Source organism: Kitasatospora sp. NPDC059747, assembly GCF_042732955.1.
In the GTDB taxonomy this organism is placed as follows: Bacteria; Actinomycetota; Actinomycetes; order Streptomycetales; family Streptomycetaceae; genus Kitasatospora.
In genome coordinates, this window is the sequence record NZ_JBHWGV010000109.1 from 18,893 (window position 1) to 30,549 (window position 11,657).

The window sequence follows — 11,657 nt, forward strand, 5'->3', positions numbered from 1 at the left end:
GGGCGGGCGGCGGGCGCCGCCGCGCACCGGATGCGCGCGCCGGGCCGCGGTGGAACGCTGATCGGGCAAGGAGGTGGGTGCGCCATGGAACACCGCCGCCGCGGACCGCGGTATGCCGTCCCGGCCGCGGCGCTCGCCCTCCTGCTCACCGCCCTCGCCGGCTGCTCGGGCACCGGCGGCGGCCCGGCCACGGCGACCTCGGCGTCGTCCTCGCCCCCGTCCGCCGGTTCGTCCGCCGGTTCGTCCGCCGGTTCGTCCGCAGGTCCGTCCGCGGGCTCCCCGGGATCGCCGCGCACCGTCCTGCCCACCGGCATCCCCGGCGACTGGCACCTGGTCTTCCAGGACGACTTCGACGGCACCGCCCTCGACGGCTCCAAGTGGAACGTCGGCAACCCGTACGTCGAGCCGCAGCGGATCACCCCGCCGGTGGGCGGCCAGGAGCTCGACTGCTACGACGCGGGCCAGGTCGCGGTGCGCGACGGCATGCTGCACATCACCGCCGTGCAGAAGCAGCAGGAGTGCGGCGGCAAGACGCTCCCCTACCTCTCCGGCATGGTCAACACCAAGGACAAGTTCTCCTTCGCCTTCGGCGCCCTGGAGGCCCGGGTCTACGTCCCCGCCGCCGCCGACGGGTCGGTCGCCAACTGGCCCGCCTTCTGGGCTGTCGGGTCCAACTGGCCCAGCGGCGGGGAGAACGACGTCATGGAGGGGCTGCACGGCAAGATCTGCGCGTACTTCAACTCCGCCACGGCCTCCACCGGCAGCTGCGCCGCCGGCGACCTGACCGGCTGGCACGTCTTCGGCGCCGAGTGGCAGAACGGGCGCGTGGATTACTACCGGGACGGCGTCTACGCGGCCACCCTCGACCAGGGCGTCACCTCCGACCCCATGTGGCTGATGATCGACAACGCCGTCCAGCCGACGATCGGCGGCCCCACGTCGGTCCCGGCCACCCTGCTGATCGACTACGTCCGGGTCTGGCAGCAGTAGGACCCCTCCGCACCCGCCGCTGCGTAACGGCTTGGCCACAGGCGTTCCCCAAAGCCGTCGAAACCGGGATCGCGGTCGCCGTCCGCGCGACATGATGATGCGTCACGCGGGCGGTGGAGGGAGAACGGCAGGATGGGCGACGGCACGCCGACGGATGCGGTCCCGGACGCGGTCCCGCCGACGCGGACGGACCAGTGGCCCCGGACCCGCCGCGACCGGGCCCGCGGTCAGGAACTCCCGCCCTCGCGGCTCCGGCGGCTGCGCGCTGACCCCGAGGCACCGACGCGGGTCCGGGTCGACCCCGAGGCGCCGACGCGGGTGCGCGTCGACCCGGAGGCGCCGACCAGGGTCAAACCGCGGGCCGCCACCCCGCCCACCCAGACCCGCCGCGCGGCCCCCTCGCGCGGCGGCCACTTCGGGGGCGCCTTCCCGGCGGCCCTGCTGAACCGCTACGAGCCGAACCAGGTCGCCGGCTCGGGCACCGAGGGCACCGTCTGGCAGGTCCGGCGCCTGGACGGCGGCGGGGACGCCGCGGTGAAGGTCACCCGCACGGGCCAGGCCATGGACACCGAACTCCTGGACCACCTGCGCGACGAGGCCTACCTGCGCCACGTCCCGCGGATCGTCGACTACGGCCAGGTCGAGCACGCCGGGACCGGCTGCGACTGGGTGGCGATGGAGTACCTCCCGGTCACCCTCGCCGACCGCATCGCCGAGCTGAGCCGCGCCGGCCGGCACACCGACCCGCGCGCGACCGACCCCATCGTCCGCGAACTCGTCGCGATGCTGGACTTCTGGCAGCGGCGCGTGGCCCGCAACCCGGTCGACTTCAAGCCCGCCAACATCCTGGTGCGCCCCGGCGCCGGCCCCGGCCAGTTCGTGATCGCGGACTTCGGCGGCGTCGCCAAGCTCACCGCCAGCCGCAGCTTCTCGCCCGAGATGCAGGTCACCGTCGCCTACATGGCGCCCGAGCAGCTGGCCGGCTCCAACCACCCGGCCGGCCCCTGGTGGGGCCTGGGCAACGTCCTGTACGAGCTGTTCACCGGCCGCCCCCGCTACCTGGACCAGGACGGCCTCCTGCTGAGCGACGAGGTCCTCCAGTACGACCTGGTCTTCAACGAGGAGGTCGACCTCTCCGCCGTCACCGACCCGCGCCGCCGGCTCCTGCTCCAGGGCCTGTTCACCAGGAACCCGGCCCACCGCTGGCAGGCCCACCAGGTCAGGGCCTGGCTGGACGGCGCCAGCCCGGCGGTCGTGCGCACCCAGGCGCCCGCCGGAGCCGCCGGCACCGGCCACGCCCACCGGCCGGTCACCTTCCTCGGCGATCCCTACCACGCCCCGTCCGTCCTCGCCTGGACCATGCTGAACCGCTCCGGCGAGGCCGCGGAGTGGCTGGTCGACGGCGGCGCCCGGAGGCTGCTCTCCTGGCTGCAGGACGACGTCCGCGACACCCTGTTCGACCTGCACCACCTGCGCGAGGTCGACCGCGCCCGGGGCACCGGGCGGGCCCGCGCGGCCGCGCTCGCCGTGCTCGCCTTCGGCGCGGCGTTCGCGCCCTCCGCCGTCCCGCACTACCGCGAGCGCCCGGTCGACGCCGCCGGACTGACCCGGATCGGCACCGAGCCCGACGTCGTCGCCGTCCTCGACGACCTGCTCGCCGCCTCGGTGCCGGCCGTCGCCGCCCGCTACGACTGCGACCACCCCGAGTGCTCCGGCGAGCACTGCGGACGGCTGCTCGCCCTCGTCCGCGTCCCGCAGGTCGTCGCCGAGACCGACCGCGCCGCCCGCGAACTCGGCGGCGGCGGACGCACCGGCGACGGCCTGACCGTCGACGAGCGGGCCCACGCCTACCGCCTGGCGATCTGGCTGACCGTCCAGCCCGAGGAGCACGCCCGGCTGCTCGCCCGGCTCTCCCCGCTGCCCGCCGCGCTGTACCGGCTCCCGCTGTCCGGGCGGGTGGCGGCGATGACGGCCGTGGTCGCGGCCGTCCTGGTGGACGCCGTGGCGAAGGCCTGGGGCGCGGTGCGCCGCCGCCCGGCGGACGACGTGCGGCGCCGCTGGTCCGCGCTGCGCCGGCGCGCGGTGGGCGCCGACCCCGCGACGGTGCACGGCTGCGCGGCGCTGATCGCGGCCGAGGCGCTCCGGGGCCGGCGGACGGCCGGCGGCCGGTCGGCCGCGAACGGGCAGGCCGGGCGGGCCGGGCGCGGCGGCACGCCGGGGACGAACCGGTGGGCGGCGGCCGGGCGCACCGGGCGGCCGAGGCCCTGGCGGGCGTGGGCCGCGGTCTGGTGGACCAACTCCGGCACCGCGGTTCCCCGGCAGGTCGCGGCGGCCCTGCTGGTGCTCGTCGCGCTCGCGCTGGTGCTCTGGGCGGGCGCGCTCGCCCGGATCAGCGTCGACGCGGGCAACCAGCTGAAGCTCCTGCCGAACAGCCTGTTCGGCGGTCCGCTGCGGACGGCCGGCGAACACGCGGCCCGGATGACGACGCCCCAGCTCGGCGCGGCGCTGGCCGCCGCCCTCACCCTGGTGGCCTTCCCCGCGCGCGTCGGCCGGGGGACGCTCGTCCTGGCCGCCGCAGGCGCCGGCGCGATCGGCTACCTGCGGCTGGGGCCGCCGATGACGGTGCTCAAGCCGCCGCCCGCGCTGGCCGACCGGGTGGTGACCTTCGAGGGCGGCATGGGCAGCTGGGCCGGGGTGGCGGCGACCGCCGGGGTCGTCCTCGCCCTCGTCCTGATCGAGCGCGCCACCAGGCTGCTCGGGCCGGTCCACGCGGCGCGGCGCCGGACGGTGGCCCAGTGGCGCGGCATCGCCGACGGCCGTGGGGCGGCCACCTCCCGGACGACGGCCGTGGCGGTGGCCGCCGCGTCCTGGCCGCGGCCCGCGGCGGCGGCCTGGCGGGCGGGTGCCCCCGGCGCCCGCGACCGCGCCGTGTTCGCGCTCGGCTCCACCGTGGTCCTGGTCGTCCTGCTGTGGGCGACCGTCGAGGTCCGGCTCGCCGCCGTCGGGCACCACCGGACCCCGGCGTCCTGGGGCACCGGCCAGACCGGGGCCGTCTACCAGGCCGGCTTCACGCTGCTGCTCGCCGCCGTCTCGGCCGCCGCCGCCCTGGCCGGCCCGCGCACCGCCCGCCGGCTGTTCGTCCTGTGGATCCTCGGCACCCTGCTGCTCGGCGCCTGGCCCACGGCACTGGGCCCGATGGAGGCGCTGCGCATCCCGGTGGCGGAGCCGTTCTACCGCGGCATCGCCGGACTCTGGGGCCACGGCGCGTTCTGGGCCGCCGTCCTGATCGCGCTCCCGCTCGTCTGCCTGGGCGTCCAGCGGACCGTCGGCCGGACGGCCGCCCGTGCCGCCGTCCGCACCGCCGGGGGCCGCTGAGGCCTGTCCGCCGGTCCCGTCGTCAGCCGACCAGGCGGGACAGCTCGATCGAGTGGCCCGTCCGCTCGACCTTGGCGCGCAGGTAGCGGACGTTGCTCTCCGAGAGGTGGACGCCGGTCGGGACCCGCTGCTCGACGGTGATCCCGAGGGCGGCCAGCTGGGCGGCCTTGTCCGGGTTGTTGCTCAGCAGCTCGATGCCGGTGGCGCCGAGGGCGGTCAGCATCTGGGCCGCGGCGGTGTAGTCCCGGCCGTCCTCGGGCAGGCCGAGGGCGGTGTTGGCGTCGTAGGTGTCGAGGCCGGAGTCCTGCAGGGCGTAGGCGTCGAGCTTGTTGTAGAGCCCGATGCCGCGGCCCTCCTGGCGGAGGTAGAGCAGGTAGCCGCCGGCCTCGCTGATCCGCTCGACCGACTCGCGCAGCTGCGGGCCGCAGTCGCAGCGGTCCGAGCCGAACACGTCGCCGGTCAGGCACTCCGAGTGCAGCCGCACCAGCGGCGTCCCGCCCTCCGGCACCCGCCCGAACGCGAGCGCCAGGTGCTCGGCGCCGTCGGCCAGGCCGTGGAAGGTGAAGACCTCGGCGTCGGCGCGGTAGCCGTCCGGGAAGGTCAGCGGGATGCGCACGCGTGAGCGCACCGTGGCGGAGCCGGGCTGCGGCATGGGCGGGCCTCCGATGGCGAGTGGCGGATTGCCGAGGGGGTGGGGTCCCCGTCGGGGTGGACCGGGCTCCGACCGTACTCGGTCGTTCCAATTTGAACAACTGGGTACTGTCCGTGCCCGGGCCGACTACGCAGACAATGTCGCAGGCGCACAACGCCACGTCCGCCCCGGCTGTTCCCGTCCACGGGGACTACGTTCCGTGATTCCCGGGCAGGGCGGGGAGCCGGTTCAGCCGGGCTCAGTGCGGACGCGAGGGGGCTGAGGGATCGTAACGGCCGCGGGGCGAGGGGGGTTTCAGTATGTGGATGGGCCGGGAGCCGTCCCGGGGACACTGCGAGACTTGCCCGCGTTTCCTGGGCACGGGAACGCCTCGCGCACGACCACTGCCGACCACGGAAGGTCCGAACCGGATGCCCGCCAACCCTCGCACCGCCCCCTCCCCGCAGGCCACCGAGGCCGAGAACCGCGCCATCGAGGCGCTCTACGCGGACGTCGTCCGCCGCAACCGCGGCGAGAACGAGTTCCACCAGGCCGTCCACGAGGTCCTGGAGACCCTCGGCCCGGTCCTCGCCCGCCGCCCCGAGCTCGTCGACGCCCGGATCGTCGAGCGCGTCTGCGAGCCCGAGCGCCAGCTGATGTTCCGCGTGCCGTGGACGGACGACGCCGGCGCGGTCCACGTCAACCGCGGCTTCCGCGTGGAGTTCAGCAGCGCCCTCGGCCCGTACAAGGGCGGGCTGCGCTTTCACCCCTCCGTCGACCTCGGCATCGTCAAGTTCCTCGGCTTCGAGCAGATCTTCAAGAACGCGCTCACCGGGCTGTCCATCGGCGGCGGCAAGGGCGGCTCCGACTTCGACCCCAAGGGCCGCTCGGACGCCGAGATCATGCGCTTCTGCCAGTCCTTCATGACCGAGCTGTACCGCCACATCGGCGAGCACACCGACGTTCCGGCCGGGGACATCGGCGTCGGCGGCCGGGAGATCGGCTACCTCTTCGGCCAGTACAAGCGGATCACCAACCGCCACGAGAGCGGCGTCCTCACCGGAAAGGGCCTCGGCTGGGGCGGCGCGCAGGTGCGCACCGAGGCCACCGGGTACGGCTGCGTGCTGTTCACCGAGGAGATGCTGCGCGCCCGCGGCGAGAGCCTGGACGGGTGCCGGGTCGCGGTCTCCGGCTCGGGCAACGTCGCCGTCTACGCGATCGAGAAGGCGCAGCAGCTCGGCGCGACCGTCCTCACCTGCTCCGACTCCTCCGGGTACGTGGTCGACGAGAAGGGCATCGACCTCGACCTGCTCAAGGAGGTCAAGGAGGTCCGGCGCGGCCGGATCGCCGAGTACGCCGAACTGCGCGGCGCCCACGTCCGGTTCGTCGAGGCGGGGGCCGAGGGCGCGAGCGTGTGGAGCGTGCCGTGCGACGTCGCGCTGCCCTGCGCCACGCAGAACGAGCTGGCCGAGGCGGACGCGATCGCGCTGGTGCGCGGCGGCGTGAAGGCGGTCGCCGAGGGCGCCAACATGCCCACCACGCCGGAGGCGGTGCGGGTGTTCCAGGAGGCGGGCGTGGCCTTCGGCCCGGGCAAGGCCGCGAACGCGGGCGGCGTCGCGACCAGCGCGCTGGAGATGCAGCAGAACGCCTCGCGCGACTCGTGGACCTTCGCCCGCACCGAGGAGCGGCTGGCCGGCATCATGCGGCACATCCACGAGTCCTGCGCCGTCACCGCCGAGCGCTACGGGCAGCCGGGCAACTACGTGGTGGGCGCGAACATCGCGGGGTTCGAGCTCGTCGCGGACGCGATGCTGGCGCAGGGCCTGGTCTGATCGGGCCTTGATCCGGTGCCCGCTGCGCGTCGCGGGGCGGCGGTTGCGCAGGGACCGCCACCCGACCGCAGCGGGCACCGATTGTCGGGTGCGGCAAGGTGGGTCCTTCCTACGGTGGAGATCAACGAGGAAGGACGGGGGCCGGAGTGCTGGAGCACCTCAACCGGGCGATGGAGGACATCGACCGCAACCTGGACCGCGAGATCGACGTGGCCGAACTGGCGCGCATCGCGGTGACGTCGGAGTACCACTTCCGGCGGCTGTTCTCGATGCTCGCCGGGATGCCGCTGTCGGAGTACGTCCGGCGCCGACGACTGACCGTCGCCGGGGCCGAAGTGCTCGACGGCGAGCGGACGTTGCTCGACATCGCGGTCCGGTACGGCTACACCTCGGGCGAGGCGTTCGCCCGGGCGTTCCGGGCGATGCACGGGGTCGGGCCCGGTGAGGCCCGGCGCGACGGCGCGGTGCTCAAGTCCCAGGCCCGGATGTCCTTCCGACTCGTCGTGGAAGGAGCAAGCAGTATGGATTACCGGATCGTGCAGAAGCCGGACTTCCGGATCGTCGGCAAGAAGGCGCGGGTGCCCCTGATCTACGAGGGTGTCAACCCGCACATCGCCGAGTTCATCAAGGGGCTCGGCAAGGAGACCGTCGAGCGGATCACGACACTGACGGGCGGGGACCCGGTCGGCATCGTCTCGGTGAGCGACGACTTCTCGTCCAACCGGGAGGAGGGGTCCGAACTCGACTACTGGCACGCGGTGGTGGCGCGTGAGGACGCCGTTGTCCCGGACGACCTGGACGTCCTGCCCGTCCCGGCCGGGACGTGGGCGGTGTTCACCAACGCGGGGTCGTTCCCGCAGGCGCTGCAGCAGATGTGGGCGGACGTGTACGGCCAGTGGTTCCCGTCCAACCCGTACGAGGCCCGGCAGGGTCCGGAGATCCTGCGCACCCACTTCGTCCCGGGGACGGGCGACGCCGAGGCGGAGCTCTGGATCCCGGTGGCGCGGGCCGTGCGGAGCTGACGATCGGCGGCTGACGGCTGACGGCTGACGGCTGACGGCTGACGGACGACAGGCGACAGGCGACAGGCGACAGAAAACAGATGACAGATAACAGATTTCGAAATCTGTTATCTGTCATCTGTTTTCTGTTCGCCCGCCCCCGTTCGGCGCAGCACCGGCGGCCCGTCCCCGGACGCCCCCGCATGCTGGGCGGGGCGGGGTGGGGCTGTCAGCGGGGGCTACCCGAGGAGTGGGATCACCGATGCCCAGAGCGTTCGGGTTCGTCGACTACGGCGGGCCGGAGACCCAGGAGTTCCTGGACCGTCCGGAGCTCCTGCCGGGCCCGGGCCAACTGGCCGTCGCGGTCCGCGCCGCCGGGGTGAACCCGGTGGACTGGAAGATCCGCAGCGGCCTCCTCGGCCGTCAGGGCCGCGACCTGCCGTCCGTCATGGGCCAGGAGGCCGCGGGCGTCGTCCTGCGGGTCGGCCCGGACGTGACCGCCTTCACCCCGGGCGACGAGGTCTTCGGGGTCGCCGCCGCCGGCGCCTTCGCCGAACAGACCCTGCTGCGCGCCGGGATGAGCGCCCTCAAGCCCGCGGCCGTCGGCTTCGACCAGGCCGCGACCCTCGCCGTCGCCACGGCGACCGCCGACGACGCCGTCCGCGACGTGGGCCTGGGCTCCGGCCGCACGCTCCTGATCCTCGGTGCCGCCGGGGGCGTCGGCAGCGCGGCGACGCAGATCGCCCGCAGCCGGGGCCTGCGCGTGATCGGCACCGCGAGCGATGCCAGCCGCGGCCACGTCGAGGCGCTCGGCGCCGTGCACGTCCGGTACGGCGAGGGGGTCGCCGAGCGGATCGCGCAGGCGGCCCCGGACGGCGTGGACGGCATCCTCGACCTCGTCGGCGGCGCCGCGCCGCGCGACGCCGCCGGGGCCCTCGCCGACCGTTCGAAGCTGGTCAGCACCGCCGATCCGGCGACCGCCGCCGAGCTCGGCGGCCGCTACGTCACGCGGTCCACCACCTCCGAAAGCCTCGCCGCCCTGGCCGCCCTCGTCGCGGCCGGCGAGCTGGCCGTGCACATCACCGCCCGCTACCCGCTGGCCCACGCCGCCGAGGCGCTCGCCCTCGTCGAGTCCGGGCACGCGAAAGGCAAGCTCGTCCTCGAAGTCTCCTGACAGCAAGCAGAATTGACGAACCATCATCAAGATCGCCAATGCAGGAACAGCCAGAGAGAAGCACATGAAGCAGAACTCCGCCACGATCGGCGCCCCCTGCTGGGTCGAGCTGGGCACCTCCGACCCCGCCGCCGCCCAGTCCTTCTACGGCGAGCTGTTCGGCTGGCGCGCCGAGACCGACGTGCGGCCCGAGGCCGGCGGCTACACGCAGATGTTCCTCGGCGACGCGCCGGCCGCCGCCGTCACCCCGCTCTACGCACCGCAGCAGCCGACGGCCTGGACGGTGTCCTTCGCGGTCGCCGACGCCGACGAGACCGTCGCGACGATCAAGGCGCGCGGCGGCAGGGCGCTGATGGAGCCCGCCGATGTGTTCGACCTCGGCCGGTTCGCCGTCGTCACCGACACCTCCGGTGCGGTCTTCACCCTCTGGCAGGCCCGCGCGTTCCAGGGCGCCGGCGTGTTCAACGAGCCCGGCGCGCTCGGCTGGGTGGAGCTGGCCACCCGGGACGCGGAGAGCGCGACCGCCTTCTACCCCGCGGTGTTCGGCTGGTCGGTCACCGCGTCCCCGCAGTACACCCAATGGGGCCTGGCCGGCGCGGACTTCGGCGGCATGATGGTGATGGACGAGCGCTTCCCGCCGCAGGTCCCGGCGCACTGGCTGCCGTACTTCGCGGTCGCGGACGTCGACAACACCGTCACCCGGGCGAACGGCCTCGGCGCCGATGTGCTGATGCCCGCGACGGACGTCCCGGACGGCCCGCGCATCGGCGTCCTGCGCGACGCCCAGGGAGCGGTGTTCGGCGTCTACCGCGCCGGCGACGAGGGCTGACCGTCCCCGGACTCCCCGCCGGAAACCAGTGCCCGCGCCGCGCGCCGCCCCCGCCACACCACGGCCGCCGCCCCCGCCGTCACGAGCACGGCCGCCAGCGGTACCACGTCACCGACGCGGTCGTACCAGGTCAGCGTGTCGGGTGCGGTGAGCGGCAGCCGCACGGTCAGCGCCCCGGTGCCGTCGGTGCCGAGCCGCGCGAGCTCGCGCCCCTGCGCGTCGAAGGCCGCCGAGACCCCCGTCAGCGAGGCCTGCACGGCCGGACGGCCGGTCTCGGCGGCCCGGATCGCCGCGAGCGAGACGTGCTGCGCGGGCGCCCACGTGTGCTGGAACGTCGACGTGGACGACTGGTAGACCAGCACCCGGGCCCCGTCGCGCGCCGCCGTCCGCGCCATGTCGGGGAACGCCGACTCGAAGCAGACCAGTGCCCCGACCGGCAGCGCGCCGCCCGCCCGGTCGGTGGCCGGCAGCACGTGGAACGAGGTGCCGGGCGCCCGGTTCTCGCCCGCCGCCCGGCTGACGCCCGCGATCCACCCGAGCACCGGCCGCAGCGGGATGTACTCGCCGAACGGCACCAGCCGGATCTTGCGGTAGCGGTCCACGACGCCCGCGGGGGAGACCAGGACGGCGTCCTTCGAGATCCGCCCGTCGGCCTTGCGCGCGTCCTCCCCGGCGATGACCTGCGCGCCGGTGGCGGCGGACAGTTCGCGCAGCCGGTCCAGCGCGACCCGGTCGCGGTCCAGGTCGGACGTGGTGCTGCTCTCGCCCCAGACGACCAGGTCCACCGGCCGCCCGCCGAGCTCCGCCGTGGCCCGGGCGCTCGCGTCGAACCGGGCCTGCGGGTCGTCGACGATCCCCGGCTGGACGAGCGCCACCGTCACCGCCCCCGCCCGCACGGGCGCGTCGCGCAGCGCGAACAGGAGCGGCCCGGCCACCAGCATCAGGACGGCGGTCAGCGCCGCGACGGCCCGCGGCCGCCAGGGGGCGGCCGTGAGCACGACCAGCACCCCCGTGTTGACCGCCACCACCGCCGCGCTGACCAGCCAGATCCCGCCCGCCGACGCCAGCGCGAGGACCGCCGGGTGCTGCCACTGGGTGGCACCGAGCAGCGCCCACGGCCCGCCCAGCGCGTGCCAGGAGCGCGCGTACTCGGTGGTCAGCCACAGCGCGGGGACGACGGCCACGGCGAGCAGCGCCCGGCGGGCCGTCAGCGGCGGGCGCAGCAGCCGGTGCACGCCGAGGCCGACGACGGCCTGCAGCGCCCCGAACAGGACGGCGAGCACCGGCAGACCCGGTCCGATCGAGGGGACCAGCCAGTACATCGCCGTCAGGATGAAACCGGCGCCGAACCACCACCCGCGCACCGCCGCCTCCCGCCCCGACGGCGCCCGCTGCATCAGCAGCAGTCCGGGCACCAGTGCGACCCACGCCAGCCACGCGAGCCCCAGGGGCGGGAACGCGAGCACCGGCAGCGCCCCGGCCGCCAGCGCCCCGAGGCGCGCCCGGTACCGGTGGGCGGGCCGCGGCGGGCCGGCACCGGCCGGGTCGCCCCGGTGGCGGGCGAAGGGCGTGGGGGAGACGGGACGGCTGAGGGCGAGGCGTCGCGACATGCCCCGTATTGTCCGCTCGGGCGCATGATGTCACCAGTGTTCACGTCAACCGGCTGGATTACGTGTACACCAAGATTGGTACACCCGAAACACCGGCCGGCGCCGGTGCCCCCGGCCTCACCCCGGGGCCCCGGCCCGCGCCCCCCGCCGCGGCTTTTCGTCGGCGGGGGGGGCCACGACGAGCTTGCCGGTCACCTCGTGCGGGACCCCGTGCT

Annotated in this window: 8 protein-coding genes; 6 read left to right on the plus strand and 2 right to left on the minus strand. The window is 74.9% G+C overall.

What is annotated here, in order from left to right; genetic code table 11:
- Positions 1–84: 84 nt before the first annotated feature.
- Both ACFV4G_RS34170 and ACFV4G_RS34175 read left to right on the plus strand, forming a co-directional pair.
- Complete coding sequence (locus tag ACFV4G_RS34170) at positions 85–990, plus strand: hypothetical protein (protein ID WP_380446072.1); 906 nt, start codon at positions 85–87, stop codon at positions 988–990.
- Between the two features lie 132 nt (positions 991–1,122).
- Positions 1,123–4,365 (plus strand): hypothetical protein, encoded by a 3,243-nt coding sequence (locus ACFV4G_RS34175; protein ID WP_380446073.1) that lies wholly within the window; start codon positions 1,123–1,125, stop codon positions 4,363–4,365.
- A 22-nt stretch (positions 4,366–4,387) separates the two neighbouring features.
- Here ACFV4G_RS34175 and ribA read toward each other — a convergent pair whose 3' ends face one another.
- On the minus strand, positions 4,388–5,017 hold the full coding sequence (ribA, locus tag ACFV4G_RS34180; RefSeq protein WP_380446074.1) for a GTP cyclohydrolase II: 630 nt from the start codon (positions 5,015–5,017) through the stop codon (positions 4,388–4,390).
- 410 nt (positions 5,018–5,427) lie between these two features.
- On the opposite strand from ribA, the gene gdhA reads away from it, so the two are divergent.
- The 4 genes from gdhA (at position 5,428) to ACFV4G_RS34200 (ending at position 9,832) form a co-directional block, all read left to right on the plus strand.
- Entirely contained in the window at positions 5,428–6,828 is a 1,401-nt protein-coding gene (gene gdhA, locus ACFV4G_RS34185; RefSeq protein WP_380446075.1) for an NADP-specific glutamate dehydrogenase, read from the plus strand.
- Positions 6,829–6,974: 146 nt separating this feature from the next.
- Positions 6,975–7,850, plus strand: a complete 876-nt coding sequence (locus tag ACFV4G_RS34190) for a GyrI-like domain-containing protein (protein WP_380446076.1) — start codon at positions 6,975–6,977, stop codon at positions 7,848–7,850.
- 241 nt (positions 7,851–8,091) lie between these two features.
- Positions 8,092–9,003 (plus strand): zinc-binding dehydrogenase, encoded by a 912-nt coding sequence (locus ACFV4G_RS34195; RefSeq protein ID WP_380446077.1) that lies wholly within the window; start codon positions 8,092–8,094, stop codon positions 9,001–9,003.
- A gap of 64 nt (positions 9,004–9,067) precedes the next feature.
- Complete coding sequence (locus ACFV4G_RS34200; protein ID WP_380446078.1) at positions 9,068–9,832, plus strand: VOC family protein; 765 nt, start codon at positions 9,068–9,070, stop codon at positions 9,830–9,832.
- Here the strand turns inward: ACFV4G_RS34200 and lnt are convergent.
- Positions 9,808–11,442, minus strand: a complete 1,635-nt coding sequence (gene lnt / locus ACFV4G_RS34205) for an apolipoprotein N-acyltransferase (RefSeq protein ID WP_380446079.1) — start codon at positions 11,440–11,442, stop codon at positions 9,808–9,810. The two genes, ACFV4G_RS34200 and lnt, sit on opposite strands and share 25 nt — an antisense overlap.
- Between the last annotated feature and the right edge of the window lie 215 nt (positions 11,443–11,657).